Source organism: Pseudarthrobacter phenanthrenivorans Sphe3 (genome assembly GCF_000189535.1).
Lineage (GTDB): Bacteria > Actinomycetota > Actinomycetes > Actinomycetales > Micrococcaceae > Arthrobacter > Arthrobacter phenanthrenivorans.
On sequence record NC_015145.1, the window covers coordinates 3,066,377 to 3,092,903 of the forward strand.

The window sequence follows — 26,527 nt, forward strand, 5'->3', positions numbered from 1 at the left end:
ATCCGGTGGCAGCATGAGCACAGAGACCACGACGGCGGGAGGTCCGGGCGGCGCGCCCGGCACCACCGTCCCGGCGAAGGGCCTCCGCGCGGGCATCCTTGACCTCGGAGATTCAGTCATGCTCGGCCTGGCCTCCACGGCACCGGTGTACTCCCTGGCTGCCACCCTCGGCCTGATCGTGGCAGTCAACGGGAACTACACTCCCCTGATCCTGCTGCTGGGGTTCATCCCCGTCCTGTTCATTGCCTATGCCTTCCGTGAACTGAACAGCGCCATCCCGGACTGCGGCACCACCTTCACCTGGTCCCGCCGTGCCTTCGGCCCATGGGCGGGATGGCTGGGCGGCTGGGGTGTGGCGCTCGCCGGCATCGTGGTCCTGGCCAACCTTGCCCAGGTGGCCGGGCAGTACCTGTGGCTGCTGGTGGGCGACGGATCGCTGGCCGCGAACAAGGCGCTGGTTACTGCCACGGGCGTGCTGTTTATCGCCGTGATGACGCTGGTCAACTACCGGGGCATCCGGCTGGGCGAGCACGTCCAGAGGGTCCTGACCTACGTGCAGTACATTGCGCTGGGCATCTTTGCGCTGGCAATTGTGGTGCGGATAGTTGCGGGTGCACCGGAGGGCCAGGCCTTTGATTTTGAGTGGTTCAACCCGGTGGGTGCCTTTGCGGATCCGGGCGCCGTGGTGCACGGAGCGCTCCTGGCCCTGTTCATCTACTGGGGCTGGGACACCTGCCTGGCCGTCAACGAGGAAACGGAGAACCCCTCCACCACACCGGGCCGGGGCGCCGTGATCTCGGCTTTCGTCCTGGTGGCCATCTACGTCTCCGTTGCACTGCTGGTGATGATGTACGCCACCGTGGGGAGCGAGGGCATCGGCCTGGGCAACGAGGCCAACCAGGACGACGTTTTCCTGGCCATGCGGGACGTGGTGCTGGGCCCCTGGGGCTGGCTGATCGTCGTCGCGGTCCTTGCCTCGGTGCTGTCCTCCACCCAGACCACCATCCTCCCCACGGCCCGCGGCACCCTGTCCATGGGGGTCCACGGAGCCCTGCCCGCCAAATTCGGCGAGGTGCACCCGAAGAACCAGACACCCGGGTTCTCCACCCAGGTGATGGGTGCTGCCGCGATCGCCTATTACGTGGCCATGAGCTTCCTTAGCGAGAACCTCCTCTCTGACTCGATCAGCGCCATCAGCCTGTTCATCGCCTTCTATTACGCGCTTACCGGCTTCGCGTGCTTCTGGTATTTCCGGGGCACCTTGCGCCAGTCCGCACGAAACCTGTGGTTCCGGGGCGTTTTCCCGCTCTTGGGCGCGCTCCTGCTGACGGCCGCCTTCTTCATCTCGGCGGTCCAGATGTGGGACCCGGCCTACGGTGACACCCAGATCTTCGGCATTGGCGGGGCGTTCGTCAGCGGCGTGCTGCTGCTGGCCCTGGGTGTGGTGCTGGCCGTAGTGTGCCGGTTCCTGCCTGCAACCCGCGGCTACTTCACCGGAGAGCCGTCCGCAGCGTCCCCGGCGGCCGGCTCAACGTCCCGCTAGGGTTCTTCCATGAGCAATGCCCCTGAAGCGCGGGCGGAATTCGACGCCGATCCTTCCGACATCCTGGCGCTGGACAGCCTGTTGAGCACGGACGAGCTGAACACCCGGCAGAGGGTCCGCGATTTCACCCACCAGCGGATCAAGCCGGGCATCGCGCGCTGGTATGACGACGCCGTCTTCCCCCTGGAACTCGCGCAGGAACTGGGCGAGCTGGGGGTGCTCGGCATGCACCTGGAAGGCTATGGCTGCCCGGGCCGCTCCGCCGTCGAATACGGGCTGGCGGCAATGGAACTGGAAGCCGGCGACTCCGGAATCCGCACGTTTGTTTCCGTGCAGGGCTCGCTGGCGATGACGGCGATCCACACATGGGGCTCAGAGGACCAGAAACAGGAGTGGCTCCCCCGGATGGCCGCCGGTGAAATCATCGGCTGCTTCGCGCTGACCGAGCCTACAGCCGGATCCGATCCCTCAGCCATGGCCACCCTTGCCTGGCGCGACGGGCCAGGCGAGGAGGCAGGCTGGGTGCTGAACGGTACCAAACGCTGGATCGGCCTCGCTTCAGTGGCCGGGGTGATGGTGGTCTGGGCAGCGACCGACGACGGCGTGCACGGCTTCCTGGTGCCGGCCGGCACACCCGGGGTCACAGCCGTCCCGATCCCGCAGAAGCTGTCCATGCGGGCCTCCATCCAGTGCGATGTGGTGTTCGACGACGTCCGGCTGGGTCCCGAGGCGCTGCTGCCGGCTGCCCGGGGCCTGCGCGGCCCGTTCACCTGCTTGAACGAAGCCAGGTACGGCATTGCCTGGGGTGCGATGGGCGCAGCCAGGGACTCGTATGAGGCCGCCCTGGCCTATTCGCAGGAGCGGCTGCAGTTCGGCAAGCCGCTGGCCGGATACCAGCTGACCCAGGAGAAGCTGGTCAACATGCTGCTGGAAATCCAGAAGGGGACGCTCCTCGCGTTGCACCTGGGACGCCTCAAGGACGCCGGAAAGCTGCGGCCCGAGCAGATTTCGCTGGGCAAGCTGAACAACGTCCGGGAAGCCCTTGCGATTGCCCGGGAGGCCCGCTCGATCCTCGGCGGAAACGGCATCACGCTGGACTATTCCCCGCTGCGCCATGCGGCCAACCTGGAATCGGTCCGGACCTATGAGGGCACGGACGAGGTCCATACCCTTGTCCTGGGCCGGCACATCACGGGCCTCAACGCGTTCCGCTGACCTCGGCCTCCCCTCCCAACTAGGTAGCGCTAAGTGTCACTTTGGAGCCCCAAAACGACACTTAGCGCTACCTAGTTGGGTCAGGCCGAGAAGCCGCCGTCGGACTTGATCAGCTGGCCGGAGACCCAGCGTCCGGCGGGTGAGAGCAGGAACGCCACAGTCCCTGCAACGTCCGCCGGAGTGCCCAGCCGCCCGCCCGGCTGCTGGGCGGTCAGCGTTTCCCGTACCTCGTCGGTCATCCAGCCCGTGTCCACCGGGCCCGGGTTCAGCACGTTCGCCGAGATCCCCTGCGGTCCCAGTTCCCGGGCGGCCGCGATCACGATCCGGTCCAGCGCACCCTTGGAGGCGCCGTAGGGAAGGTTGAACGCCGTGTGGTCACTGGTCAGCGCAACGATCGCGCCGCCGTCGTCCGTTGCCTGCCGGGCAAACGCGGCAATCAGCTGCCAGCTCGCGCGGGTGTTCACGGCGAAGTGCCGCTCGAAGGATTCCAGGCTGGTGTCCAGCACGCCTGAGTCCACCGATTCCGCATGGCTGAGGACCATGCCCTGCAGCGGACCGGCCAGGCGTACCGCCTCAGCCACGAGCCGGTCGGCCGCCGCCGGGTCCTGCAGGTCTGCCGCCAGCGGATGCACCTGAGCACCAATCGCTTCAAGCTCGGCGGTCAGGCGTACGACGTCGTCCGGCTCGCTTCCCCAGGGCATCCGGGCATCGTAGTCGTGCCAGTAAGCCAGCACCAGGTCCCAGCCCTCGGCAGCAAGGTGCCGGGCAATGCCTGCCCCGATGGAGGCAAGCCTTCCGGCGCCGGTCACCAGGGCGGCCTTGCGGACGGCTGCGTGCGGAGATTCCATGGGACCAGCCTAATAGCGGCCTGGCATCGAGCCGGAACGCCCCGCACCGCAGGCTCCGGGAACGCGGGCGGACCCTAGGGCAGCGTGTTGAACGCCTGCTCCAGGTCCGCCACCAGGTCCTCCACATCCTCGATCCCGCAGGACAGGCGCAGCAGGTTCACCGGAACGGCGAGTTCGGTGCCCTTGACCGAGGCGTGGGTCATCTCCGACGGGTAGTTCATCAGCGACTCGATGCCGCCGAGCGACTCCGCCAGCGTGAACACTGAGGTCGATTCGGCCACCTTCCGCGCAGCCGCCTCGCCGCCCTTGAACTGCACCGAGACCATGCCGCCAAAGCTCCGCATCTGCCTCTTTGCCAGCTCGTGGCCCGGGTGGGACGGCAGGCCCGGGTACAGGACAGCTTCCACTTCCGGGCGTTCCAGCAGCCACTCCGCCACGGCCTGGCCATTGAGGCTGTGCCGGTCCATCCGCACCCCGAGCGTCTTCAGCCCACGGGTGGTGAGGAAGGCGTCCATGGGGCCGGAGACGGCACCTACTGCGAACTGCACGAAGCCGATCTTCTCCGCCAGGTCGGCGTCCTTAACCACGACGGCGCCGCCCACCACGTCCGAATGCCCGCCAATGTACTTGGTGGTCGAGTGGACCACGACGTCGGCACCCAGGGCGAGCGGGGTCTGCAGGTAGGGCGATGCGAAGGTGTTGTCCACCACCAGGAGGGCCCCGGCGTCGTGCGCTACCTCCGCGAGCGCCGCGATGTCGGTGATCTTCATCAGCGGGTTGGACGGGGTTTCCACCCACACGAACCTGGTCTTGTTGGCGGCCACTGCCGTGCGGACGGCGTCCAGGTCTGCCATGTCCACGGGGGTGTTGCCGATCCCCCAGCCGCCCAGGACGCGGCTGATCAGCCGGTAGGTCCCGCCGTAGGCGTCGTTGCCGAGAACGATGTGGTCCCCGGGCCGGGTCAGGGCGCGGATGAGTGAGTCCTCCGCTGCCAGGCCGGAGCTGAAGCTGTAGGCGTGTGTCCCGCCCTCGAGCGCGGCGAGCTGTTCCTGCAGGGCGTCCCGGGTGGGGTTGCCGCCGCGGCCGTACTCATACCCGGCGCGCAGCCCGCCGATGCCGTCCTGGGCATAGGTGGAACTGAAGTGCAGGGGCGGCACCACCGCGCCGGTGCGGGGCTCGAAGGCCTGGCCGGCGTGGACGGCGCGGGTGTTGAAACCTTGGGTGTGCGAGGCGGACATGGTGCTCCTTTACGGGTGAGCAGGTCTGGGTGAAGCGGGTCAGTTGCTGAGGTAGGCCAGGAGGTCGTGCCGGGTGAGGATGCCGATGGGGGCGCCCACGAACGTGACCATGACGGTGTCCACGTCCGAGAGCAGCTCCCTGGCGGCCGAGATGGTTTCCAGCGAACCGATGACGGGCAGCTTGGGGCCCATGTGTTCGGAGATCTTGTCCGTGAGCTTGGCTTCGCCGCGGAACAGCTTGGCCGTGAGGCTGCGCTCATCCACCGCGCCCAGCACCTCGCCCATGACCACCGGCGGCTCCTGGGAGAGGACCGGGATGTGGCTGACGCCGTACTCGTTCATGATGTTGATGACGTCGCGCACGGACTCGTTGGGGTGGATGTGGACCAGGTCCGGCAGTTCGCCGTTCTTGGATTTGATGACCTCACCCACCGAGGTCTCCTCGCCGCCGGACAGGAAGCCGTAGGAGCGCATCCACTGGTCGTTGAAGATCTTGGCCAGGTAGCCGCGTCCGGAGTCCGGCAGGATAACGACGACGACGGCACTTTCCGGCAGGTCCCGCGCGGCTTTCAGGGCGGCTGCTACAGCCATGCCTGAGGAGCCGCCCACCAGGAGTCCTTCCTCCCTGGCCAGGCGCCGGGTCATCGCGAAGGAATCGGCGTCGCTGACGGCGATCACCTGGTCCGGCACCGACTTGTCGTAGTTGGCGGGCCACATGTCCTCGCCCACGCCCTCAACGAAGTAGGGCCGGCCGGTTCCGCCGGAGTAGACCGAACCCTCGGGGTCGGCTGCGATGATCCGGACCACGCCGCCGTCGGACTCCGGCCTGCCGGCCGAGGCCTCCTTGAGGAACCGGCCCGTGCCGGTGATGGTGCCGCCGGTGCCGGCGCCGATCACGCAGTGCGTGACCTTGCCGTCGGTATCGCGCCAGATCTCCGGGCCGGTGGTCTGGTAGTGGCTCTTGGGTGCCGCCGGGTTTGAGAACTGGTCCGGCTTGTACGCACCCGGGGTTTCCCGCACGATCCGGTCCGAAACGCCGTAGTAGCTCTGCGGGCTGTCCGGGGGCACGGCGGTAGGGGTAACTACCACTTCGGCACCGTACGCCTGCAGGACTGCGCGCTTGTCCTCGCCCACTTTGTCCGGCACCACGAAGACGCATTTGTAGCCCTTTTGCTGGGCCACCAGCGCCAGCCCAACGCCGGTGTTGCCGGAGGTCGGCTCCACGATGGTGCCGCCGGGCTGCAGCTTGCCCTCGCGCTCGGCATCCTCGATCATCTTGGCCGCGATGCGGTCCTTGATGGATCCGCCGGGGTTCAAGTACTCCAGTTTCACCAGGACTGTGGCCTTGACGCCGTCCGTCACGTGGTTGAGTTTGATGAGCGGGGTATTGCCGATGAGGTCCAGGATGGACTGGGCGTACTTCATGAGTACAAAGCTACCGCTTCCGCGCTCCCGGCACCTTCCCTCAGGCGCCCGTCGCCGCCCGGAGCACCGGCCCGGCCTTACCCGGCCGTCTGGGCCTGGTGTTCTGCGGGCAGGTTCTCCCAGAGGCCCATGATGTTGCCTTCGGAGTCCTTGAAGTAGGCGTAGTAGCCCATCTGGGGGATTTCGCTCTTGGCCATGACAACTGATCCGCCGAGCTGTTCCACAGTTTTGAGGGTGGCGTCGATGTCAGGGACGTCCACGGTGATCACCGGATTCCGGACCTCACCATCCCGGGCCATCATGCCCCCGTTGATGGCTCCCGGGGTTGTGGGCTGGCCGGTTGCCTCGTCCATGGCGGTGGTGATGACCATGTTGTAGTCCATGCCCGGGACGGGTTCGATCCGCCACCCGAGGGCCTCCTGGTAGAACTTCCTGGCCCGCTCCTGGTCGTCAGCGGGAATCTCGAAATGCACTACTCCACCCATGGTTTGCCTCCTGGTCTTTCGAGCTTTCGGCACGGTGGTTCCGCACCACACGGTGGAGTCTAGTCCCGTACGTGCCGGCTGGATAAGGGACTTTCGGACGTGCGTCCGGGGGCCGGGGATGGCGGAAACCCCTGATTGTCGGCGGCCCGTGGGACGATGGCTGCATGACGATTGCAGAGGTTCCCGCCCGGCTCGCTGCCGCGGCGGACGCCTCGCTCCGCTGGTATCCGGGCGGCCCCTATGATCTCGGGCGGACTTTGGGACCGCTCCTGCGCGGCACCAGTGACCCGTCCTTCAGCTACCAGGGCGGCGTGGTCTGGGTTGCTTTTACGACGGCGCACGGGCCGGCTACCCTGCGCCTCAGCCCCGCCGGCACGGGGGACCTGGAGTTCCGGGTGGACGTCCAGGGGTGGGGTCCCGGTGCCGCTGCGGCGGTGGGCTCCGCGCCGCGGCTCCTGGGGGCCGACGACGACTGGCAGGGCTTTGACCAGCCGGAGTTCCAGGCCACCCTCCCCCATATGGTCCGGGAGGCGCGGCGGCGCAGCCTGGCCCTCCGGCTTCCTTCCACCGGCCGGATGATTGACCAGCTTGTCCCGATCATCCTTGAACAGAAGGTGACAGTGATCGAGGCCCGCAGGGCCTATCGCTATCTGGTGCACCGCTATGGGTCTCCCGCACCGCAGGCGGGAATCGCCGCCCCCGCAGGCCTGATGCTTCCGCCCACGGCCGAGGCCTGGGCACGGATCCCGAGCTGGGAGTGGCACAAGGCGGGCGTGGGGCCCCAGCGTTCGGCCACCGTCATGCGGATGCTGCGCTCCGCCGTCGCGCTTGAACGGCTGGCCGCACTGCCCGCGCTGGAGGCCGCGGAGAAAATGCAGGTGGTCCCGGGTATCGGCGTGTGGACTGCGGCAGAGGTTGTGCAGCGCACGCACGGCTGCCCTGACTCGATTTCGGTGGGCGATTACCACCTGGCCGCCTATGTGGGCGCGGCGCTCACCGGACGCCGCACGGATGACGCGGGAATGCTGCGGCTGCTGGAACCGTGGCGGGGCCACCGGCAGCGCGTTGTCCGGATGATCCAGAGCACCGGTTTCCGCAAGCCGACGTTCGGTCCACGGATGACCATCCAGGACCACCGCCGGCACTGACATCGCAGTTCAAAGCCCCAGCCGCGCCACCGCCTGCTCGCGCATCTCCACTTTCCGGATTTTCCCCGAAACCGTCATGGGGAAGCTGTCCCGGACCTCGACGTAACGCGGGATCTTGTAATGGGCCAGTTTGCCGCGGCAGAAGCCGGCAACAGCAGCCTGATCCAGCGGCTCGGCGCCCGGCTTCAGGATGATGCAGGCCATCAGTTCCTCCCCGTATGTCGCGTCCGGAACCCCGATGACCTGCACATCCTGGACGGACGGGTGCGTATACAGGAACTCCTCGATTTCCCGCGGGTAGATGTTCTCGCCGCCGCGGATCACCATGTCCTTGATCCGTCCTTCAATCACCACGTAGCCGTCCCCGTCCATCCGGGCGAGGTCGCCGGTGTGCATCCATCCGTCAGGGTCGATGGCCTCAATGGTCTTGTCCGGCTGGTTCCAGTACCCCGCCATCACGGCGTACCCCCGGGTGCACAACTCCCCGATCTGCCCCCGTTCCAGGACCTCGCCGGAGGCTGGATCCACAACTTTGCTTTCGAGGTGCGGCATGGCGCGGCCTACCGTTTCCGTGCGTTGCCGCAGCGTGTCACCGTGCCGGGTCATGGTGGATACCGGCGACGTTTCGGTCATGCCATAGCAAATTGCCACGTCTTTCATGTTCATCTCGGAAATGACCCGGTTCATCACCTCGACAGGACACGGGGAGCCGGCCATTACACCGGTCCGGAGCGTGGACAGGTCATAGGAGGCGAAGTCGGGCAGCGCGAGTTCGGCGATGAACATGGTGGGCACTCCATACAAGGATGTGCCACCGAAGTCCTGGACCGCCTCGAGGGCGGCGGCGGGGTTGAATCCGCGGCCGGGGATGATGGTGGCAGCACCATGGCTCAGGGCGTTCAGGTTCCCTATCACCATGCCGAAACAGTGATAGAACGGGACCGGGATGACCACCCGGTCGTGCTCCGTGTAGCGCAGCAGCTCCCCAATCGAGAAGCCGTTGTTCAGGATGTTGCGGTGCGTGAGCGTGGCACCCTTGGGGAAGCCGGTGGTCCCGGAGGTGTACTGCAGGTTGATGGGGTCGTGCGGTGACAGTTCAGCCATGCGGGCCTTCAGCGAGGAATGCCCGACGGCGTCGGCCCGCCGAAGCAGCTCAGCGTACGTCAGCTCCGCATCACTGAGGGGGACGCCGGCGTCGAACCCCTCTTCGGCGGGTGCCGGCAGGAAGACCAGCCCGCGCAGGTCGGGGCAGCCGGCAAGTGCCTCCCGGGCCATCCCCACATAGTCGCTGGTGCGGTCCGAGGGCGCCGTAACCAGCAACCGCATGCCGTTCTGCTTCACCACGAACTGCAGTTCATGCCGCCGGTACGCAGGGTTCACGTTCACCAGGATTGCCCCCGCCTTTGCCGTGGCGTATTGCAGGAGGGTCCACTCAGCGCAGTTCGGGCTCCAGATACCCACGCGGTCCCCTTTGGCCACGCCCACAGCGATAAGAGCCCGCGCCAAACGGTCCACGTCGTCGTTCATCTTGGTGTAGCTCCAGCGGCGGGCATCCCCGCCGGGGACCGGCGCGGCCTCAATCAGCGCGTCGTGGAAGGGGAACCGGGCCACCACCCGCTCGAAATTCCCGCCGATGGTCTCCTCGAGCAGCGGGACGTCAGTGTCCCCGGCTGTATAAGCGCGCATGCTGGCACGCTACCAAGCGGCTCCCGGCAATCAAAGCACTTGGGAAGCACGCCGCGGCAGGGGCGGCGCAACAGAACCTTGGCCTCCCACCGGTGCCGGTATTGTGAAAACCATGAGTTCACCCATTGACCTGCAGGCAACGTTCATCCCCAACGAAGGCGAGTTTCACCGCGTAAAGCTCGCCCTGGAAATAGCTATCGATGAGGTGGTGAAGGAGCCGGGCTGCATCCGCTACGAATTGACGGAGGCCAGCGAGGAGAAGCTGGTCCTCACCGAGCAGTGGGCGTCCGAAGAGGACCTGGACAAGCACTCCAAGGGCATCGCCGTCCAGGACCTGAACGAATCCCTGAGTGCGCTGCTGGCCGAGCCCGTGAAGCTGGAACGGCTCTAGCGTCCGCCCCCACAACAACAACGCGGGGTCACTTCCCGCCCGTGAAACCGAGGTTTCCGGGCGGGAAGTGACCCCGCGGTGGTTTTAGGGAGTCTTAGAGATCCGGGAGTCTTAAAGATCAGGGATCTGGGTGCCGTCCTGCGGGCCCGTGGGCCTGGCGGCCGCGGCTTCTTCACGCTGCCGTGCAACATGGGCGTGGACTTCCTCCATGTCCAGCGCCTTAACGGCATCCACCACCTGTTCGAGCTGCTGGGCGTTCAGGGCTCCGGGTTGCGAAAACACGAGCACCTTTTCGCGGAAGGCCATCAGCGTAGGGATGGAGGAAATGCCGGCCTCCGCGGCGAGCTGCTGCTCCGCCTCGGTGTCCACCTTGGTGAAGAGGACATCCGGGTGCTTTTCGGAAACCGCTGAGTACGTGGGACCGAACTGCTTGCAGGGACCGCACCACTCCGCCCAGAAATCCACCAGGACAATATCGTTGCCTTCAATCGTGGATGCGAACTGTTCACCTGTGATGTCAAGGGTAGCCATGTGACCACGGTACGCGTCATGCCTGCCCATGTCCCGCCCGTCCGGCGCTTGTTCGCTTCCCGCGTCATTGGGAATAAGGCGGCCCGCGCATGTACAGCGGGTCCGGCGGCACCTAATCTAGGGGTCAGCAGCCACTGTCCGCGCGGATCCGGGAGGGATGATGGCAACCGCTGTTGTGGTTCAGTCACTGACCAAGAAGTTCGGCCGCCGGGAAGTCCTCCACGGCGTCGACTTTGCGGTGGAGGCAGGCTCCGTTTTTGGCGTGATTGGACCTAATGGGGCGGGTAAGACCACTACGATGCGCTGCCTGCTGGACATCATCCGCCCAACCAGCGGGACCGTCCGGGTGCTCGGTACGGACCCGCGTGCGGGCGGGCCGGAGCTGCGCCGGAGGATCGGTTACCTTCCGGGCGAGCTGTTCCTGGAAGGCCGCGTGACGGGTCGCAGGCTGCTGGCCAACTACGAGGCGATCAGCGGGCCCGTGCCGCCCGGCCGCGTGGATCAGCTGGCGGAGCGGCTGGGTCTGGACCTGGACCGCCACACCCGCAAGCTGTCCAAAGGCAACAAGCAGAAACTGGGTCTGGTCCAGGCCTTCATGCACCAGCCCGAACTGCTGGTCCTCGACGAGCCCACCAGCGGCCTTGACCCGCTGGTCCAGCAGGAGTTCCACGCCATGGTCCGGGAGGCGCGGCACCGGGGGCAGACCATCTTCCTCAGCTCGCACGTCCTGAGCGAGGTCCAGCAGACCGCTGACACGGTGGCCATCCTCCGGGACGGGCGGATCATCGCCGTCGAGTCCGTCAGCGGGCTCCGCGAAGGCGCCGTGCGCCACGTTCGCTTCACCACCTCCGGAACACCAGCGCACGACGCCGTCGCGCGGCTGTCCGGAGTGCCCGGCGTCGGGCAGGTGGAGGTGCTGGAGTCCGACGGCAACGCCACCCTGTCCGCCACCGTCGAGGGCGCCATCCAGCCGCTGGTCCGGATTCTTGCCACCCTTCCGCTGACGGACCTCGTCCTGGAAGAGCCGGACCTTGAGGAGGCCGTGCTGAAGATGTACTCCGGCCCGCGGGAGGAAACCCGGTGAAAACACTTCCCCTGTTCCGCCGCGCGATCTTTGACACCTGGCGCTCCACGCTGGGCTGGGCGGTGGGTCTGGCGGCGGCCATCTTCCTCTACCTGCCGCTGTACCCGTCCATCGGAGGCAGCGCCCAGATGCAGGGCATGATCGATGCCCTGCCGGCCGAAATGACCAAGGCTCTCAACTATGACCAGATTGCCACCGGCCCCGGCTACACGCAGGCCACGCTTTTCGGGCTGCTCGGCTTCCTGCTCATGACCATAGCCTCCGTTTCCTGGGGCGCCGCGGCCGTTGGCGGGGACGAGGAATCCGGCCAACTTGAATTGACCCTGGCCCACGGGGTGCGGCGGATCCAGGTGGTGCTGGAACGGGCCCTGGCCTTGCTGCTGTGCATAGTGCTGCTGGCTGTCGTGGTCTGTGCCCTGGTCTGGTTGCTGAACGGCCCCGCGCAACTGGATATTGAGCTGGACAACCTGCTGGGCGCCACCGTCCTCTTTGCCGGGCTTGCCCTCCTGAGCGGAACCATGGCCCTGTGCGTCGGTTCCATCACCGGCCGACGTACCTACGGTCTTGCAGCCGGCGCAGCGGTTGCCGTCCTCGGGTACGTGTTCAACGCCGTGGGGCGGCAGAGCGAGGATGTGGAGTGGCTGCTGGACCTCAGTCCCTACCACTGGGCGTACGGCAACTCACCGGTGTCCAACGGAGCGGACTGGGGCGCTGCAGCATGGTTGTGGGGCCTCTCGGTGGCACTCGTGGCACTGGCCGCCGTCGCCCTGGACCGGCGCGACGTGGGAACCTAGCGGATTAGAGGCTCCAGGCGTGCGGGGCAGGCGTCCTGCTGCCGGGCAAAGCGCTGGAAGCCCGCCACTCGTGGATCCATGCGGGGAGCACCATGTCCGCGGGCGGTTCCCCGAACTCGCGCAGGATCTCCTCCTGGCTGACAGGCCGCCCCTTGGCCACCAGGCGGGTGGCGATGTAGGCACGTGCATAAATCTCGCCGTCGGCCACTATCCGCTGTTCAAAGAAGATGGCCTTGGCGTCCAGGCCAATGATGCGGGTCTCGATGGTGTAGTGCTGCCACAGCTGAAGGGATTTGCGGAAGGCGATGGTTTCCGCGGCCACCACCGGCCCCCAGCCCCGGCGGCGCATCCGCTGCCACACGCCGCTGCGTACCATCAGGTCGAACCGGCCCAGATCCATAAGGGAGAGGTACATGCCGTTGTTGACGTGCATGGCTATATCGATGTCCGTGGGGAGGACCCGCAGCGGGAGCGAGGAGCTGTCCCAGACGGTCAGCGGCGGGCGGCGCGAGGAGCGGAACAACATCACGAGGGTTCTCAGGAGCAGGTGCATCCCCTTATGCTACCCGCCAGTAACATTGCCGGGCCGGCCGCCGCGAGGCTGCCAGTAGGATTTCCTGCATGACGCAACAACGCTACCGGGACCTGGCGGACTGGCCGCTGACGGCCACTGCACTCGTCTTCCTGGGAGCCTACGCGTGGCAGGTCATCGGCCGGATCGAAGGCAGTTCAGCCCTGTGGCTGGAAAGCCGTCATGTGGGCCACCTGGGGCATCTTTGCGGTGGACTACGTCGCAAACCTGTGGCTGGCCCGGGACCGGGGCGTGTGGTTTGTCCGGAACCTGCATGAACTGGTGATCGTGGCCCTGCCGTTCTTCCGTCCGCTGCGCCTCCTGCGGCTGGTGACGCTGCTGTCCGTGTTGCACCGGACCCTGGGCGACACGCTGCGCGGCCGCGTGGTGACCTATGTGGTGGGCTCGGCCGCGATGCTGGTGTTCGTCGGAGCCCTTGCTGTCCTGGACGTGGAGCAGTCGGCACCGGACGCGAAGATCGTGACCTTCGGCGACGCATTGTGGTGGGCCATGACCACCATCACCACCGTTGGCTACGGTGACATGTACCCCGTGACGCCCATCGGCCGGATGGTTGCGGCCGCCCTGATGATGAGCGGCATCGCCGTCCTGGGTGTGGTCACGGCATCCATTGCCTCCTGGCTGGTCCAGCGGGTGGAGGATACCGCCGAAGCCGTGGCCGAGGCCGAGGAACCGGTCCGGGCCGAAATGTCCGGGCTGGTGGCTGAAATCGCCTCACTGCGGCGCGAGATCGCAGAACTCAGGGAGCAACGCCCGCTGTAGTTCCTTGCCGCCCAGGCAAGTACCGGGCCGCGGCCGATTGAGTAGCCTCTCCAGCGCTACCGAGTGTCCGCACCAAATATTCGGGTAATTCCTACTGGTGCCGCCTGCGGCGGCCGCTTCCTAGACTCGGGATTCCTAGGACCGAACACGTGCCGGCGGTCCCCCTGGTTGGCTTCCCGGGGGTCCTGCCTCCTCGCGGAGCCTCCGTATTTTCTGGGTATGCGGATGCCTCCATCACGCGCCTCTTGGGCTGCCCCGGTAGTGCACCGGGCGGCCGGCGCATTTCCTTGATCCGTCCTGCCTGCCGGAGCAGTCGCTCCGGCCTGCCCGGACCGAACGTGATGGGCTACCCATGAACCAGCCATACCTCTCAACCCCCGAAGCTGCCAGCAGGAGCTTCGCCACCGACGAACCCCGCACCGGGCTGACCACTGCACGGCCGGCCGTCAGCAACAAGCTGTGGGCAGGAATGGCCACTGCCGCCGTGGTTGCGGCGGTGGGGATCGGCGCCCTGGCCGCGCCGCCTGCCTCCCTCAACCAGGGCACGACGGCGGTTGGCCAGGTTGCGGGCGCGGCGTTGCCTGGAGCTGCGGACGCCGCAGCAGCCGGACAGCCCGCAGCCGAGGCCGCTTCCGGAGCCGCTGCGCCTGCCGCCGACGCCCCGGCACCCCCGGCTGAACCGGCACCCGCTCCCGAACCGGCCGCACCGGCGCCTGCCCCCGAGCCTGCGCCGGCCCCTGTTGGGGACGCCAACCTGTACACGGTGGTCCCCGGGGATACCGTGGGAGCCATCGCAGCCAGCCACGGCGTGGACATGAATGCCATGCTTGCCGCCAACGGACTAAGCCCCTACAGCATCATCCTTCCCGGGCAGACGCTGGTGCTGACGGGACCGGCTGTTGCCGGACCAGCCGTCTCCCCCGCTCCGGAAACAGCGGCGGCACCGCCCCAGGCCGCAGCCCCAGCTGCAGCTCCGGCCCCTGCCCCCGCCCTCGTTCCGGCAGCCCCCGCAGTCCGCACCATTTACGTCGCTGGTGCCGGCGGGCAGTCCATGGTTGACGCGTGCATCGGCCCCATCCACTACACCCCCAACGACGGCTACTCGCTCTTCATCACCGAGCACGATTTCTGCGGCGGCTGGGCCCGGTTCTCCGGCATTGGCGTGGGTGAAACCGTGAGCCTCCCGGGATACGGAACCTACACCGTGTCGGCGCGGGGACAGGTGCCCAACCCGGGAACCACCAACGACGTCCTCAACGTGTTCGGCGGCTTCCCGCGCGCAATCCTGCAGACCTGCATCCCGGGCACCAGCCAGATGCTCCTGATCGCGTTGAACTGACCGGCCCGGCTGCCCGGGGATGGGCAGTCTCCTTCGCTTGTCCGCGGTTCCTAGCCTTCAAGGCAGGGAACCGCGGACAAGGCCATGATTGGACATAAGTAACGCCACGGAGGGGACCCCGTGGCGCTGGTTGGAGGGAATTCCCATAGCGGAAGTTCCTGGTGCGGAACTGTTGGTCAGGCGTTCATCCGCTTGCGTTCCGAGATGTGTTCTACGAGTTCACCCACCCGCTGTTCGGAGTAATTGCGGGCGATGTCCCCCTGGCTGATGATGCCCACCAGTTTGTGGTCGGCGATCACGGGGAGCCTGCGGACCTGGTGGGTTTCCATCATTTCGATGGCGGCGTCAACGTTCGCGTCGGCATCGATCCAGTAGGGTTTGCCCGAAGCGAGTTCGCGGGCCATCATGTCGCGGGGATCCCGGCCCGCGGCCACGCACTTGAGCACGATGTCACGGTCGGTGATCATGCCGTGCAGCTTGCCGTCGTCACCGCAGATGGGCAACGATCCGCAGTCCAGGTCCAGCATCATCCTGGCTGCATCTGCAAGTGACTGGTTTTCCCTAATACACTGTGCGTCCGTCGTCATGAATTCACGTACGGCACTCATTGATCCTCCTTTATCGATTCTTTGATCGACGCAGGGCATCGGGGCACATGCGCCGATGCTGCCAGACTACGCCCGTGCTGCAGCCGATGTCGACGGCCCGGGCGCCGGATCGCGTGCTGGATTCCTGGCCTTCTTCGCGGATCGGAATGTTCAAGGGCCGGATCTGCGAACAAGCCCGTAACGGGAGTGCGGGAGCCGGTTTCACGGCACGAAAAAGCCTCCGGAACCTGGAGGTTCCGGAGGCTTTCCTTGGGTGGCAGATGAGGGATTCGAACCCCCGTAGGCGTTGCCAGCTGATTTACAGTCAGCCCCCTTTGGCCGCTCGGGTAATCTGCCGAACTTCAAAAGAAGTACCCGCCGATGCAGTGTTCAGAACGTCCGTTTCCGGTCCGTTCCGCTTCCAGTAACCGCGGGCAAGACAACTTTACAGAACTTCCGCCGAAGAATCGAATCGGGCGGCGCGAGCCGGAAAAACCCTTGAAATGGCGGGAAAAAGTGACTGGGTCAGGCCTCGCCCAGGATCCTGCCGGCGAGCCGGGCTTCGAACTTCACCGCCTGCTCCTCGGTGATCTGGTTCAGCTGGACGGCCCGCAGCAGATCCTCTTTGACGCCTTCCATCCGGGATGTTGCATCAGCCACCGGAGCAAAAACAATGGAGGCCGCCACCGCTGCCGCCGCCACCGACGAAGCTGCCGTGGCGACTTTCCCGGCCGCCGCCGAGCTGGTGCGATGGACATAACGTACGGCCTTGCGGCGCATGGTGTTCCCTTCAAGCGGTTTCCAACACGTACAACTCTCCCCGAACTCCCTTCGTTCCGGCGGAGCGTCTGCTGGGAGGGAACTGTGAATCCGGGACCCCACCCGGGCCGGTATCCGTATTAGGCTGGAATGCAGTGATCAGGCCCTGTCTTCGCGCGGGGCTCCCAGCAGCAGAAGGAGAGTCATGGCAGGCGAGTCAACGTTCGACGTCGTAAGCAAAGTGGACAAGCAGGAAGTGGCCAACGCGCTGAACCAGGCACAGAAGGAGCTGGCGCAGCGCTACGACTTCAAGGGCGTCGGCGCCGAGGTGGACTTCAGCGGCGAGAAGATCCTGATGAAGGCCAACTCGGAGGAACGCGTCCTGGCTGTCCTGGACGTGCTCCAGTCCAAGCTGATCCGCCGCGGCATCTCGCTGAAGTCGCTGGACGCCGGCGAACCCTACGCATCGGGCAAGGAATTCCGCCTGGAGGCTTCCATCAAGGAGGGCATCGCCCAGGACCTGGCCAAGAAGATCAACAAGCTCATCCGGGACGAAGCCCCCAAGTCCGTGAAGTCGCAGATCCAGGGCGACGAACTGCGCGTGTCCTCCAAGTCCCGCGATGACCTGCAGGCCACCATGGCGCTGCTGAAGGACTTCGAGGAAGCCGACCTGCAGTTTGTGAACTTCCGCAGCTAGCCGTCCCCCGCCGTCGGTTTTCGACGCACAAAAGTATTCCCGCTACGCATAAAGGGTGGCGCTCCCCATATCCGGGTAGCGCCACCCTTTATGCGTGTCGCCTTCGAATTTGTGCGTCGGAGGCTCCGCAGGCGGGAGAACCTGGCATCAGCTGAGCGGCCGGCCCGCCATCCGCTCCAACCGGGAAATCCGGTCCCGCATGGGGGGATGAGTGGCAAAGAGTTTGTTCATCGCGCCTCCGCGGAACGGGTTCGCGATCATCAGGTGCGAGGCGTTGACCAGCCGCTGGTCCGGCGGAAGCGGCGCCACGCTCACTCCGCGCTCAATCTTGGCCAGGGCTGAGGCGAGCGCCAGCGGATCGCCCGTCAGCTGCGAACCGTCCTCGTCGGCGTCGTACTCCCGCGTCCGCGAAATGGCGAGCTGGATCAGGGACGCCGCGAAAGGGGCGAGCAGCGCCATGGCGATCATGGCCAGCGGATTGGAGTTGCGCCGGTCCCCGCCGCCGAAGAAGAGCAGCATCTGGCCCACCGAGGTAATCACGCCCGCGACGGCGGCAGCTACAGACGAGGTGAGGATGTCGCGGTTATAGACGTGCATGAGTTCGTGCCCCAGGACACCCCGGAGCTCGCGGGCGTCCAGGAGCCGCAGGATCCCTTCAGTGCAGCAGACCGCCGCGTTGCGGGGATTGCGGCCGGTGGCGAAGGCGTTCGGGTTCATGGTGGGCGAGAGGTAAATGCGGGGCATGGGCTGGTTGGCCCGGACGGACAGCTCCCGGACGATCTGGTACAGCTGCGGCGCCTCCGCTTCACTCACCGGGTACGCAGCCATGGCCCGGATGGCGATCTTGTCGCTGTTCCAGTAACCGTAGGCTGTGGTGGCTACACCCACCAGCGCCATGATCCAGATGGGTGCAGAGCTGCGGGTGCTGGTGCCGATCAGCGCCCCGAGGCCCAGCAGCACCGCCCACAACACACCGAAGAGTGCCGCCGTCTTGAGCCCGTTGTAGTGTCTGTGCACGTCTCCTCCTTCTTCACTAAGGGAACGGCTGTCTAGGGAACCGGGTTCCGCGCGTCGTACCTCCGGAACCCCGGCTGCAGCCTGGCAGCCACCCACGCACCGGCAATGCACAGCAGGCCGCCGAGCAGCAGGACCCAGCCTTCGGCCAGGATCCGCGTCCCCGCGCCGGCCAGAAGGTCCCCGATCCTGGGTCCGCCCGCGACCACCACGATGAACACGCCCTGGAGCCTTCCCCGCAGGTGGTCCGGCGTGGCCGCCTGCAGGATGGTATTGCGGAAAACGCTGCTGATGGAGTCAGCTATTCCGGCCAGCGCACAGCACGCCGCCGCCGGGAGCAGCCAGAACGTCACCGCTCCATCCGGGGCACGGCCGGCCAGGAGCACCACCAGGCCGAACCCGGCGATGGACGCACCCCAGCCCATCACCGAGAAGACCACCGCGCTCCCCTGCCGGCGGACAATGCCCAGGGGCCCGGAAAAAAGTCCGGCCAGGAAGGCACCGATGGCGGTGGAAGCCAGCAGGATCCCTACAGTGGCCTCGCCGCCGCCGATCATCACGGCACCGATCGCGGGCATCAACGCCCGCGGCTGCGCAAGGATCATGGCGATGAGGTCAATGATGAACGTCATCCGCAGGTTGGGCCGGGTCCCCAGGAAGCGGAAGCCTTCCACGACGGACCGGACGCCAGGCCTGCCCGGGCTTCCCGACGGCGGCAGGGGCGGCAGCCGGTAGACAGCCCACAGCACGAAGGCGAAGCTGGCAAAGTCCAGGGTGTACGTCCATCCGAACCCAACCCAGGCCACCAGCACACCGGCCAGCAGGGGTCCGACTGTCATGGCGAGGCCGAAGGACATCATGCTGAGGGCATTGGCGGCTGGCAGGAGTTCCTTGCGGACCAGCATCGGAAGGATGGCGCTGCGGGCGGGCTGGTTGATGGCCTGGGCCCCGCTCTGCACGGCCACGAGCAGGTACAGGACCCAGACATTGCCCAGCTGCAACCAGGCCTGCAGCGCAATCAGGCCGGTGGTCAGCCACAGCACGGCGGTGGCCAGCAGGGCCACCCGGCGCCGGTCATGGGAATCGGCGATGGAACCGCCCAGCAGTCCGCCGACCACCAGCGGCACCAGCGCGAAGACCGCCAGCAGGCCCACGTAGAAGCTGTCCTGCGTCAGGCGGTAGATTTCCAGGCTGACCGCCACCAAAGTGAGTTGGCTTCCGACGGCGGACACGGCCGAGCCCAGCCACAGCCGGCGAAACGCCGGGCTTTCCTTGAGCGGCGTGATGTCGGCCAGCAGTTTCCCCACCCTGCAACCCTAATGGCGGCGGGTTTGGCAACATTCATCCGGTGTTAGCCGAGCCTTATTGTGAGATGTTCATAATAAGTGCTTCAATAGTGTCATGATGGAACACTTCGACGGCCAGGAAGCATGGGCTGCGGCCCTGCGTGCCCACGGCCGCAGGGTGACCAAGCAGCGGCTGGCAGTCCTCGCCGCCGTCGAACGCCATCCCCACTCCCCTGCTGAAAGCATCCTGGCCGCGGCCCGCGCCGAACTCCCGGAGCTCACGGCCCAGTCCGTCTATGTGGTCCTGGGGGACCTGACGGACCTGCACATGCTGCGCCGCTTCGAGCCGCCGCACTCCCCCGCCCTGTATGAAACCCGCGTGGGCGACAACCACCACCATGCCGTCTGCATCAGCTGCGGCCGGGTGGAGGACGTCGACTGCGCCGTGGGCCACGCACCCTGCCTCACGCCCCACTGGGACGAGAACGCCAAGCCGATGACCATCCAGATCGCCGACGTCATGTACCAGGGCATCTGCCAGGACTGCCAGCAGTCCCAACAACTTCCTTCCAACCGTCCCTCACAAGAAATAGAGAAATAGGAGAACAATGACTGCCATTTCAACAACCCAGTCAGGTGCCCCCGTTACGTCCGATGCGCATTCAAAGTCTGTCGGTGCCGACGGTGCGATCATCCTGACTGACCACTACCTGGTGGAAAAGCTCGCCCAGTTCAACCGCGAGCGGGTCCCGGAGCGCGTAGTGCACGCCAAGGGCGGCGGAGCATTCGGTACGTTCAAGACCACCGAGGACGTGTCCAAGTACACGAAGGCAGCCTTCCTCCAGCCGGGCGCTGAAACCGAGATGCTGATCCGTTTCTCCTCCGTCGCGGGCGAGAACGGCTCCCCGGACACCTGGCGCGATCCCCGCGGTTTCGCCGTGAAGTTCTACACCACCGAGGGCAACTACGACCTCGTGGGCAACAACACCCCCGTCTTCTTCATCCGCGACGGCATCAAGTTCCCGGACTTCATCCACTCCCAGAAGCGCCTTCCGGGCACCCACCTGCGTGACGCTGACATGCAGTGGGACTTCTGGACCTTGTCCCCCGAGTCCGCCCACCAGGTCACCTGGCTGATGGGTGACCGCGGCCTGCCCGCCTCGTGGCGCGAAATGCAGGGCTACGGCTCACACACCTACCAGTGGATCAACGCCGAAGGCGAGCGGTTCTGGGTCAAGTACCACTTCAAGTCCAACCAGGGCGTGAACTCCATGAGCAGCGAGCAGGCCGAACAGCTGGCCGGCTCCGACGCCGACTTCTACATCCGCGACCTGTCCGAGAACATCGAAGCCGGCAACTTCCCGTCCTGGGACCTGCACGTGCAGGTCATGCCGTACGAGGACGCCAAGACCTACCGCTTCAACCCGTTCGACCTGACCAAGGTGTGGCCGCACGGCGACTACCCGCTGATCAAGGTGGGCACCATGGAGCTGAACCGGAACCCGGAGAACTACTTCGCGCAGATCGAGCAGGCCACCTTCGCGCCGTCGAACTTCGTGCCCGGCATCGCCGCTTCCCCGGACAAGATGCTGCAGGCCCGCATCTTCTCCTACGCGGATGCGCACCGCTACCGCGTGGGCACCAACCACGCGCAGATCCCGGTGAACCAGCCCAAGAACCAGGTCAACAACTACAGCCAGGACGGCGCCGGACGCTACCTGTTCAACGCCCCCTCCGTCCCGGTCTACGCCCCCAACTCCGTGGGTGGCCCGGCCGCGGTTGAGCCGCAGAACCCGGCAGGCGGCTGGGAGAACGACGGCGAGCTGACCCTTGCCGCGCATTCCCTCCACGCCGAGGACAGCGACTTCATCCAGGCAGGCACACTGTACCGCGAGGTCTATGACGAGGCGGCCAAGGCCCGCTTCCTGGAGACCATCACCGGTGCGGTGGGCGGCGTCAAGAGCCCCGGCATCAAGGAACGCGCCATCCAGTACTGGACCAACGTTGACGCCGAGCTCGGCGCCAAGCTGCGCGCCAACCTCGGTGCCGTGGCTGCTCCGTCGGCTCCGTCCTCCGATGCAGAGGCTGCCAACAAGATCGGCTGATCCAGCGCCGACTTGCGTTACTGAAAACCACCCCGCCGCGCTCTTGCGGCGGGGTGGTTTTTCTTTTCCACATAGCCGTCTCGGGGCATGGCGGCCCGCTGCCTGCCGTCCCTAGGATCGCTTCATGACAACTTTCCAGGGCATACCCGCCGGCGCCTTCGGGTTCTATGAGGAGCTCCAGGACCACAACACCCGGGAGTGGTGGCAGGAACACAAGGACAGCTACCTGTCCCTGGTCAAGGAACCTCTCTCCTCGCTGCTCGCACAGCTGGAACCCCGGTTTGGGCCGGCAAAGCTTTTCCGGCCCAACCGGGATATCCGGTTTTCCGAGGACAAGTCCCCGTACAAAACAGCCCAGGGGGCAGTCGCTTCGGTCCAGGAGGGAGTGGGCTACTACCTCCAGATAAGTGCCGACGGGCTTCTGGTGGGTGGTGGCTGCCACTCCCACACGCCTGCCCAGCTCGCCAGGTACCGCAACTCCGTGGATGCGTCCGGGACGGGCGAGTCACTCCGCCAGATTGTCGACGCCGTGGCTGCCGCAGGCTTTGCCGTCGAAGGGGAGAAGCTGAAGACCGTGCCGCGCGGCTATGCCCGCGACCATCCACGGGCAGAACTGCTCAAGCACAAGTCCCTCTCAGCCAGCGTCCACCTGGGCCGCCCGGATTGGCTGGCTACCCCGGGTGCGGTCCAGGAAATCGGCGAGCTGTGGGATGCTCTCCGCCCCCTGGTGGATTGGGTCAGCCGGCATGCTGCCCCTTGACCGCCGTTCCCTCCCCCGCTGTGGCCGCCGCCGGCCGGTGCCCCTTTTTCGCCAGCTGGATCTGCTCGTACACGTGGTGCCGCAGTTCCGTGAAGCGCGGCAGGGAACGGGTGTTCAGCTGGTCGCGCTCCGCCGGAAGGTCGATCGGGATATCCTCCTGGATCACGGTGGGTGAACTGGAAAGGATGATGACGCGCTCGCCAAGGTAGACCGATTCGTCAATGTCGTGCGTCACGAAGAGCACGGTCACCCCCAGCTTCTTCCAGACCACGCGGATGAGGTCCTCCAGGTCGGCCCTGGTCTGCGCATCCACGGCCGCGAACGGCTCGTCCATCAGCAGGACCTCGGGCTGGTACGCGATAGCCCGGGCAATGGCCACGCGCTGCTGCATGCCGCCGGAGAGCTGCCAGGGGTAGGACCGCGGGACGTGCGAGAGCCCGACCGCTTCGAGAGCGTCGTCCACCAGGCGGTCGCGTTCAGCTTTGGGGACACCCTGGTTCTTCAGCGGCAGTTCCACGTTGTCCCGGACCCGCATCCAGGGGAACAGCGAGCGTCCGTATTCCTGGAACACCACTGCCATCTTCTTGGGCGGACCGGTGACCCGCTTGCCGTCCAGGAGAACTTCGCCTTCGGTAGGTGCCATTAGCCCGGAGATGCATTTGAGCAGCGTGGTCTTTCCTGAGCCTGAAGGCCCCACAAGGCACGCCAGCTCGCCTGCCCGCAGGTCAAAGGTGAGGTTGCGGACGGCCTCGACGTCGCCGCCGTCGCTCTGGTAAACCTTCTTCAGCCCGCGGACTGAAAGCGTGGGCTCCGTGTTCGTCCGTGTTGGATCAGGCTGCATTTTCTACCTCTTTCTGGCCGTGGTACCAGCGCAGGATGTTCCGCTCGGCCCACTGGAAAATGAAGGACATGGCCACCCCAAGGAGGCCCAGGACAACGATGCCGGACCACATTTCCGGAATGGCGAAGGACCGCTGGAACTGCACGATCGTGAAGCCCAGTCCCGAGGACGAGGCGAACATTTCGGAAATCACCATGAGGATCAGCCCGAGGGACAGCGACTGGCGCACCCCCGCCATGATTTGCGGGCTTGCCGACGGCAGCACCAGGTACCGGATGCGCGCCCAGCCGCTGATGCCGTAGGTGTGGGCGGAGTCGGAGAGCACCGGGTCCACGGCGCGGACACCTTCAATGGTGTTCAGCAGCACCGGCCAAATGCAGCCTGAGATGATGACCGTGACTTTCATCGAATCCGTAATTCCCATGAGCAGCATCAGCACCGGAACCAGGACCGGCGGCGGGATGGCACGGAAAAACTCCAGCGTTGGCTCCAGCAGCGCCCGCAACCACCTGATGGAGCCGATCAGGACTCCACCCACCACGCCGATGACGATGGCCACTACCACTCCCACCAGAAGCCTGCCCACGCTGGGCAGGACGTCGGAGAGGAAGCGGTCCCCAAACCAGACCTCACCAAATGTCTGCACCAGGTCGGCGGGCTTGGGGACAAAGAAGTTGACCTCCCCCAGGGTGGAGGACCACCAGACCAGGACCAGGAGCACCGGGAGGCCCACGATGTAGCCGAGGTTCTTGAGCGTCCTCATACGATCACCTCTGACCGGACCGAGGAGTGCCACGCCAGGATCCGTTTTTCGATCTGGCGCATCAGGACGTTGATCAGGACGCCGATGAGCCCGGTGGCCAGCACCAGGGCATACATACCGGAAATGGCTCCGCCGGACTGGGCCAGGGCAATTTCCCGCCCGAGTCCCGGGGAGCCGATGACCAGTTCCGCGGTGATGGCCAGGACCAGCGCCACCGCGGCGGCGAGCCGGACACCCGTCATGAGGTACGGCAGGGCCGTGGGAAAGACGACATACCGGATCCGCGCCATCCTGCCGAGGCCGTACGTCTTGGCAGTGTTGTTCGCCACCATGTCCACATCGGCTACCCCGTAGAGCACCTGGATGAGGACCTGCCAGAACGAGGCGTACACGATCAGCAGCAGTGACGACTCGATCTTGACGCCGAACAGCAGCACCGCCAGCGGAATGAGCGCCACGGACGGGATGGGCCGCAGGAACTCAATGGTGGAGTTCGTGGCCTTCCTCAGGAACCCGCTGGAGCCGATGACGAAGCCGAGCAGGACGGCCGCGGCCACGGCGATCAGGAGTCCCAGGAACCACGCCTTCATGGTCTCGCCCACGGCCACCCAGAAGGCTGTCAGCCCGAAGTCGACGATCAGGGCTGCGATGACTTCAGTGGCGGGGGGAAGGAAACGTTCATCGATCAGGCCCAGCCGGGGAATGAGCTCCCAGGTGGCCAGGAAACCGATGATCCCCAGGATTCCCAGCAGTTGCTTGGCCGTCCCCTTGCCCGCCCGCCGGCGGGACTGCTCCACCTTTGGAGCAGCCCCGCCCCCGGCCAGAGTTGCCGAACTCACGGGAGGAGATCGTCCGCGCTCGGCGCCTTGGACAGCGTGCCGTACTTGGCCGCTGCCTCGCCGAGGGTATTGAAGGCGTCCTCGTTGAACTCAACCCGGTACCGCGGCAGGATCATCTTGGCGCGGGTTGGCTCGTCGATCTTCGTGTAGGTCCCCACAATTGCGCGGACCTCGTCCGGGTGCTCCTGGGCATATTCAAGGGACTTATTCATGGCCCGGGTGAATTTCTCCGTCAGCTCCGCTTTGCCGGTGATCGTGTCGCCTTTGGTGAAGTAGCCTGCGATGTCCAGCTCCGGGCTCATCTCCACAAAATTCGATGACACCACCGTTCCACCCTCATCCACCGCTTTGGACAGGAACGGCTCCAGGATCCAGGCGGCGTCCACCTGCTTGTTGGCGAGGGCGGCCGGGGCGTCCGGGAAGGCAACTTCAACGAACTTCACGCCGCTGGGGTCCCCGCCGTCCTTCTCGATGACGGACTTGATGGTGGTGTCACCGATGTTGGCGAGGTTGTTCACCGAAACTGTCTTGCCCGCCAGGTCCTTCGCCGACTTGATCTCAGATCCGGCGGGAACCACTACGCCCCCGATGTCTTTGCCTTCCTCGCCGGTGGTGGAGGCACCGTTGGCCACGAATTTAAGGTCCAGCCCCTTGTCCTTGGCAACCATCACCGAGATCAGGTTGGAGAAGGCGAAGTCGAAGCTGCCGCTGACCACGCCGGGGACGATTGCCGCGCCACCGGTGGCCGTCTGGATATCCAGTTGAAGGCCTTCCTCCTTGAAGAAGCCCTGCTTGTCCCCAAGATAGATGGGCGCGCAGTCCACGATGGGGATGACTCCCACGCTGACTTTGGTGAGCCCTGCATCTCCGCCACCTGTGGCGGGTGCGCTCCCTCCTCCCGTGGAACTGGGAGAGCCGCTGCCGCAGGCCGCCAGTCCCAATACTGAGGCGGCTGCCAGAATCGAAAAGAGACGACGTGACATGTTCACTCCTTTGTGCCCATGGCCGGGGACGGATCAGGCCCCAGGCCCTAGTGTTCGTCATTCGAACAAACGTTCGATCCAATTGATTCAACCATGGTAAGGCCGGAAAGCACACCAATACAGGGCCCATTGTTACAGCTATGGAATGAGCGCATAAGGCCCTGACCTTGGGTTTCGGTGCAGGCAGGTCAGCCGTGCCCGCCGTTTGACGCGAGCCGGGTTTCGAGGTTGTTGAAGAACACCGTCAACATAAGTTCGAAGGCTTTGGTGGCTGCCTCCGGCTCGTTCATGACCACAAAGTCGAACTGAAGTCCGTAGAACGTGGAGGTGAAAAGCCGCGCGTCCGTATCGGCAAACTCTTCGGCGATGCCCTGCACCATGAGCCAGTCGCGGGTTTTGTGGTGAAGCATCCGGAAGTGCTCCTGGGAGGTCCCCCGCGGCTCGGCCGCCACGATGTCCTGGGCGGTCGCCTCGAATTCCAGCCGGGTCAGGTGCCGGTTCCGCTGGGCCATCGTCCACTGCCAGGAGTCGAGGAGGAACTCCCGCCACGCGGCCCGGTCGATGTCCCGCACGTCGGTATTGCGCATCCGGTCCAGCCTGGACTCGATGGAGACCACGATGTCGTTGATCAGCTGGTCTCGGCTTCCGAAGTGGTACACGAGTACGTACGCGCTCATTCCCAGGCCATCGGCAAGGCTCCGAAAGGTGAGCTCGGCGAGCGTCTTGTCCATCAGGTAGTCCAGGATGGCGGCCAGGAGCTCGGCTTTGCGTTCGGGTCGTGTGGGGCGGGCCATTGATCCATCCTAGAAGCC

At 65.7% G+C, this 26,527-nt stretch carries 27 protein-coding genes, 1 tRNA gene and 1 pseudogene; 12 read left to right on the forward strand and 17 right to left on the reverse strand.

Annotation, left to right across the window (positions count from 1 at the left end):
* Positions 1–13: 13 nt before the first annotated feature.
* Positions 14–1,543, forward strand: coding sequence for an APC family permease (locus tag ASPHE3_RS14245; protein ID WP_013601892.1), 1,530 nt, complete (start codon positions 14–16; stop codon positions 1,541–1,543).
* A gap of 9 nt (positions 1,544–1,552) precedes the next feature.
* On the forward strand, positions 1,553–2,758 hold the full coding sequence (locus ASPHE3_RS14250; RefSeq protein WP_013601893.1) for an acyl-CoA dehydrogenase family protein: 1,206 nt from the start codon (positions 1,553–1,555) through the stop codon (positions 2,756–2,758).
* 80 nt (positions 2,759–2,838) lie between these two features.
* Here ASPHE3_RS14250 and ASPHE3_RS14255 read toward each other — a convergent pair whose 3' ends face one another.
* From ASPHE3_RS14255 to ASPHE3_RS14270, 4 genes are all read right to left on the reverse strand, one after another.
* On the reverse strand, positions 2,839–3,606 hold the full coding sequence (locus tag ASPHE3_RS14255) for an SDR family oxidoreductase (RefSeq protein WP_013601894.1): 768 nt from the start codon (positions 3,604–3,606) through the stop codon (positions 2,839–2,841).
* Between the two features lie 74 nt (positions 3,607–3,680).
* Entirely contained in the window at positions 3,681–4,844 is a 1,164-nt protein-coding gene (locus ASPHE3_RS14260) for a cystathionine gamma-synthase (protein ID WP_013601895.1), read from the reverse strand.
* Between the two features lie 39 nt (positions 4,845–4,883).
* Positions 4,884–6,269 (reverse strand): cystathionine beta-synthase, encoded by a 1,386-nt coding sequence (locus tag ASPHE3_RS14265; protein WP_013601896.1) that lies wholly within the window; start codon positions 6,267–6,269, stop codon positions 4,884–4,886.
* 77 nt (positions 6,270–6,346) lie between these two features.
* The gene (locus tag ASPHE3_RS14270; RefSeq protein WP_013601897.1) at positions 6,347–6,754 is read right to left on the reverse strand and encodes a VOC family protein; all 408 of its coding nucleotides are present in this window, start codon (positions 6,752–6,754) and stop codon (positions 6,347–6,349) included.
* Between the two features lie 164 nt (positions 6,755–6,918).
* On the opposite strand from ASPHE3_RS14270, the gene ASPHE3_RS14275 reads away from it, so the two are divergent.
* Complete coding sequence (locus tag ASPHE3_RS14275) at positions 6,919–7,902, forward strand: DNA-3-methyladenine glycosylase family protein (RefSeq protein WP_013601898.1); 984 nt, start codon at positions 6,919–6,921, stop codon at positions 7,900–7,902.
* Positions 7,903–7,911: 9 nt separating this feature from the next.
* Here the strand turns inward: ASPHE3_RS14275 and ASPHE3_RS14280 are convergent, their stop codons facing one another.
* A complete protein-coding gene (locus ASPHE3_RS14280) occupies positions 7,912–9,588 on the reverse strand; it encodes an AMP-binding protein (RefSeq protein ID WP_013601899.1) in 1,677 nt (558 codons plus the stop codon).
* A 112-nt stretch (positions 9,589–9,700) separates the two neighbouring features.
* On the opposite strand from ASPHE3_RS14280, the gene ASPHE3_RS14285 reads away from it, so the two are divergent.
* Complete coding sequence (locus tag ASPHE3_RS14285; protein WP_013601900.1) at positions 9,701–9,979, forward strand: putative quinol monooxygenase; 279 nt, start codon at positions 9,701–9,703, stop codon at positions 9,977–9,979.
* Between the two features lie 111 nt (positions 9,980–10,090).
* On the opposite strand, the gene ASPHE3_RS14290 is transcribed toward ASPHE3_RS14285, so the two are convergent.
* Entirely contained in the window at positions 10,091–10,510 is a 420-nt protein-coding gene (locus ASPHE3_RS14290; RefSeq protein ID WP_013601901.1) for a thioredoxin family protein, read from the reverse strand.
* A 160-nt stretch (positions 10,511–10,670) separates the two neighbouring features.
* On the opposite strand from ASPHE3_RS14290, the gene ASPHE3_RS14295 reads away from it, so the two are divergent.
* Together ASPHE3_RS14295 and ASPHE3_RS14300 are read left to right on the forward strand one after the other, a co-directional pair.
* On the forward strand, positions 10,671–11,594 hold the full coding sequence (locus ASPHE3_RS14295; RefSeq protein WP_041652987.1) for an ABC transporter ATP-binding protein: 924 nt from the start codon (positions 10,671–10,673) through the stop codon (positions 11,592–11,594).
* Positions 11,591–12,388, forward strand: a complete 798-nt coding sequence (locus ASPHE3_RS14300; RefSeq protein WP_013601903.1) for an ABC transporter permease subunit — start codon at positions 11,591–11,593, stop codon at positions 12,386–12,388. Before ASPHE3_RS14295 ends, ASPHE3_RS14300 begins: the two co-directional genes overlap by 4 nt.
* Before the next feature lie 4 nt (positions 12,389–12,392).
* On the opposite strand, the gene ASPHE3_RS14305 is transcribed toward ASPHE3_RS14300, so the two are convergent.
* A complete protein-coding gene (locus ASPHE3_RS14305) occupies positions 12,393–12,941 on the reverse strand; it encodes an acyl-CoA thioesterase (protein WP_013601904.1) in 549 nt (182 codons plus the stop codon).
* Between the two features lie 68 nt (positions 12,942–13,009).
* Here ASPHE3_RS14305 and ASPHE3_RS14310 point away from each other — a divergent pair.
* A pseudogene (locus tag ASPHE3_RS14310) lies at positions 13,010–13,742 on the forward strand (potassium channel family protein).
* A gap of 352 nt (positions 13,743–14,094) precedes the next feature.
* Positions 14,095–15,081 (forward strand): LysM peptidoglycan-binding domain-containing protein, encoded by a 987-nt coding sequence (locus tag ASPHE3_RS14315; protein WP_013601906.1) that lies wholly within the window; start codon positions 14,095–14,097, stop codon positions 15,079–15,081.
* A 176-nt stretch (positions 15,082–15,257) separates the two neighbouring features.
* Here the strand turns inward: ASPHE3_RS14315 and ASPHE3_RS14320 are convergent, their stop codons facing one another.
* From ASPHE3_RS14320 to ASPHE3_RS14330, 3 genes are all read right to left on the reverse strand, one after another.
* Positions 15,258–15,689 (reverse strand): CBS domain-containing protein, encoded by a 432-nt coding sequence (locus tag ASPHE3_RS14320; RefSeq protein WP_013601907.1) that lies wholly within the window; start codon positions 15,687–15,689, stop codon positions 15,258–15,260.
* Positions 15,690–15,943: 254 nt separating this feature from the next.
* A tRNA-Tyr gene (locus ASPHE3_RS14325) sits at positions 15,944–16,025 on the reverse strand.
* A 168-nt stretch (positions 16,026–16,193) separates the two neighbouring features.
* Entirely contained in the window at positions 16,194–16,448 is a 255-nt protein-coding gene (locus ASPHE3_RS14330) for a hypothetical protein (RefSeq protein WP_013601908.1), read from the reverse strand.
* A gap of 184 nt (positions 16,449–16,632) precedes the next feature.
* Here ASPHE3_RS14330 and ASPHE3_RS14335 point away from each other — a divergent pair, with 184 nt between their 5' ends.
* Positions 16,633–17,124 (forward strand): YajQ family cyclic di-GMP-binding protein, encoded by a 492-nt coding sequence (locus ASPHE3_RS14335; protein ID WP_013601909.1) that lies wholly within the window; start codon positions 16,633–16,635, stop codon positions 17,122–17,124.
* 147 nt (positions 17,125–17,271) lie between these two features.
* On the opposite strand, the gene htpX is transcribed toward ASPHE3_RS14335, so the two are convergent.
* Both htpX and ASPHE3_RS14345 read right to left on the reverse strand, forming a co-directional pair.
* On the reverse strand, positions 17,272–18,141 hold the full coding sequence (htpX, locus tag ASPHE3_RS14340; RefSeq protein ID WP_013601910.1) for a zinc metalloprotease HtpX: 870 nt from the start codon (positions 18,139–18,141) through the stop codon (positions 17,272–17,274).
* Between the two features lie 32 nt (positions 18,142–18,173).
* The gene (locus ASPHE3_RS14345; RefSeq protein WP_013601911.1) at positions 18,174–19,445 is read right to left on the reverse strand and encodes an MFS transporter; all 1,272 of its coding nucleotides are present in this window, start codon (positions 19,443–19,445) and stop codon (positions 18,174–18,176) included.
* Positions 19,446–19,539: 94 nt separating this feature from the next.
* On the opposite strand from ASPHE3_RS14345, the gene ASPHE3_RS14350 reads away from it, so the two are divergent.
* The 3 genes from ASPHE3_RS14350 to ASPHE3_RS14360 all read left to right on the forward strand — a co-directional run bounded on the left by ASPHE3_RS14350 (position 19,540) and on the right by ASPHE3_RS14360 (position 22,289).
* A complete protein-coding gene (locus ASPHE3_RS14350; RefSeq protein ID WP_013601912.1) occupies positions 19,540–20,025 on the forward strand; it encodes a Fur family transcriptional regulator in 486 nt (161 codons plus the stop codon).
* 7 nt (positions 20,026–20,032) lie between these two features.
* The gene (locus ASPHE3_RS14355; RefSeq protein ID WP_013601913.1) at positions 20,033–21,529 is read left to right on the forward strand and encodes a catalase; all 1,497 of its coding nucleotides are present in this window, start codon (positions 20,033–20,035) and stop codon (positions 21,527–21,529) included.
* A gap of 124 nt (positions 21,530–21,653) precedes the next feature.
* The gene (locus ASPHE3_RS14360) at positions 21,654–22,289 is read left to right on the forward strand and encodes a DUF2461 domain-containing protein (RefSeq protein ID WP_013601914.1); all 636 of its coding nucleotides are present in this window, start codon (positions 21,654–21,656) and stop codon (positions 22,287–22,289) included.
* On the opposite strand, the gene ASPHE3_RS14365 is transcribed toward ASPHE3_RS14360, so the two are convergent.
* The 5 genes from ASPHE3_RS14365 to ASPHE3_RS14385 form a co-directional block, all read right to left on the reverse strand.
* Positions 22,267–23,130 carry an ABC transporter ATP-binding protein gene (locus ASPHE3_RS14365; protein ID WP_013601915.1) on the reverse strand — a complete coding sequence of 288 codons (864 nt, stop codon included), beginning with the start codon at positions 23,128–23,130 and terminating at the stop codon, positions 22,267–22,269. The two genes, ASPHE3_RS14360 and ASPHE3_RS14365, sit on opposite strands and share 23 nt — an antisense overlap.
* Positions 23,120–23,893 carry an ABC transporter permease gene (locus ASPHE3_RS14370; RefSeq protein WP_013601916.1) on the reverse strand — a complete coding sequence of 258 codons (774 nt, stop codon included), beginning with the start codon at positions 23,891–23,893 and terminating at the stop codon, positions 23,120–23,122. The genes ASPHE3_RS14365 and ASPHE3_RS14370 overlap by 11 nt, the downstream gene beginning before the upstream one ends.
* Positions 23,890–24,732 carry an ABC transporter permease gene (locus tag ASPHE3_RS14375; RefSeq protein ID WP_013601917.1) on the reverse strand — a complete coding sequence of 281 codons (843 nt, stop codon included), beginning with the start codon at positions 24,730–24,732 and terminating at the stop codon, positions 23,890–23,892. Before ASPHE3_RS14375 ends, ASPHE3_RS14370 begins: the two co-directional genes overlap by 4 nt.
* The gene (locus ASPHE3_RS14380; protein ID WP_013601918.1) at positions 24,729–25,715 is read right to left on the reverse strand and encodes an ABC transporter substrate-binding protein; all 987 of its coding nucleotides are present in this window, start codon (positions 25,713–25,715) and stop codon (positions 24,729–24,731) included. Before ASPHE3_RS14380 ends, ASPHE3_RS14375 begins: the two co-directional genes overlap by 4 nt.
* A 188-nt stretch (positions 25,716–25,903) precedes the next feature.
* The gene (locus tag ASPHE3_RS14385; RefSeq protein WP_013601919.1) at positions 25,904–26,509 is read right to left on the reverse strand and encodes a TetR/AcrR family transcriptional regulator; all 606 of its coding nucleotides are present in this window, start codon (positions 26,507–26,509) and stop codon (positions 25,904–25,906) included.
* Between the last annotated feature and the right edge of the window lie 18 nt (positions 26,510–26,527).

Bases quoted from the DNA above. Each gene is read 5' to 3' on its own strand.
- ASPHE3_RS14270 (WP_013601897.1), bottom strand. From the start codon at position 6,754: ATGGGTGGAGTAGTGCATTTCGAGATTCCCGCTGACGACCAGGAGCGG.
- ASPHE3_RS14335 (WP_013601909.1), top strand. From the start codon at position 16,633: ATGGCAGGCGAGTCAACGTTCGACGTCGTAAGCAAAGTGGACAAGCAG.
- ASPHE3_RS14290 (WP_013601901.1), bottom strand. From the start codon at position 10,510: ATGGCTACCCTTGACATCACAGGTGAACAGTTCGCATCCACGATTGAA.
- ASPHE3_RS14250 (WP_013601893.1), top strand. From the start codon at position 1,553: ATGAGCAATGCCCCTGAAGCGCGGGCGGAATTCGACGCCGATCCTTCC.
- ASPHE3_RS14330 (WP_013601908.1), bottom strand. From the start codon at position 16,448: ATGCGCCGCAAGGCCGTACGTTATGTCCATCGCACCAGCTCGGCGGCG.
- ASPHE3_RS14380 (WP_013601918.1), bottom strand. From the start codon at position 25,715: ATGTCACGTCGTCTCTTTTCGATTCTGGCAGCCGCCTCAGTATTGGGA.
- ASPHE3_RS14360 (WP_013601914.1), top strand. From the start codon at position 21,654: ATGACAACTTTCCAGGGCATACCCGCCGGCGCCTTCGGGTTCTATGAG.
- ASPHE3_RS14255 (WP_013601894.1), bottom strand. From the start codon at position 3,606: ATGGAATCTCCGCACGCAGCCGTCCGCAAGGCCGCCCTGGTGACCGGC.
- ASPHE3_RS14265 (WP_013601896.1), bottom strand. From the start codon at position 6,269: ATGAAGTACGCCCAGTCCATCCTGGACCTCATCGGCAATACCCCGCTC.
- ASPHE3_RS14350 (WP_013601912.1), top strand. From the start codon at position 19,540: ATGATGGAACACTTCGACGGCCAGGAAGCATGGGCTGCGGCCCTGCGT.
- ASPHE3_RS14320 (WP_013601907.1), bottom strand. From the start codon at position 15,689: ATGAGTGCCGTACGTGAATTCATGACGACGGACGCACAGTGTATTAGG.
- ASPHE3_RS14285 (WP_013601900.1), top strand. From the start codon at position 9,701: ATGAGTTCACCCATTGACCTGCAGGCAACGTTCATCCCCAACGAAGGC.
- ASPHE3_RS14385 (WP_013601919.1), bottom strand. From the start codon at position 26,509: ATGGCCCGCCCCACACGACCCGAACGCAAAGCCGAGCTCCTGGCCGCC.
- ASPHE3_RS14275 (WP_013601898.1), top strand. From the start codon at position 6,919: ATGACGATTGCAGAGGTTCCCGCCCGGCTCGCTGCCGCGGCGGACGCC.
- ASPHE3_RS14280 (WP_013601899.1), bottom strand. From the start codon at position 9,588: ATGCGCGCTTATACAGCCGGGGACACTGACGTCCCGCTGCTCGAGGAG.
- ASPHE3_RS14295 (WP_041652987.1), top strand. From the start codon at position 10,671: ATGGCAACCGCTGTTGTGGTTCAGTCACTGACCAAGAAGTTCGGCCGC.
- ASPHE3_RS14305 (WP_013601904.1), bottom strand. From the start codon at position 12,941: ATGCACCTGCTCCTGAGAACCCTCGTGATGTTGTTCCGCTCCTCGCGC.
- ASPHE3_RS14365 (WP_013601915.1), bottom strand. From the start codon at position 23,130: ATGCAGCCTGATCCAACACGGACGAACACGGAGCCCACGCTTTCAGTC.
- ASPHE3_RS14260 (WP_013601895.1), bottom strand. From the start codon at position 4,844: ATGTCCGCCTCGCACACCCAAGGTTTCAACACCCGCGCCGTCCACGCC.
- ASPHE3_RS14370 (WP_013601916.1), bottom strand. From the start codon at position 23,893: ATGAGGACGCTCAAGAACCTCGGCTACATCGTGGGCCTCCCGGTGCTC.
- ASPHE3_RS14315 (WP_013601906.1), top strand. From the start codon at position 14,095: ATGAACCAGCCATACCTCTCAACCCCCGAAGCTGCCAGCAGGAGCTTC.
- ASPHE3_RS14355 (WP_013601913.1), top strand. From the start codon at position 20,033: ATGACTGCCATTTCAACAACCCAGTCAGGTGCCCCCGTTACGTCCGAT.
- ASPHE3_RS14245 (WP_013601892.1), top strand. From the start codon at position 14: ATGAGCACAGAGACCACGACGGCGGGAGGTCCGGGCGGCGCGCCCGGC.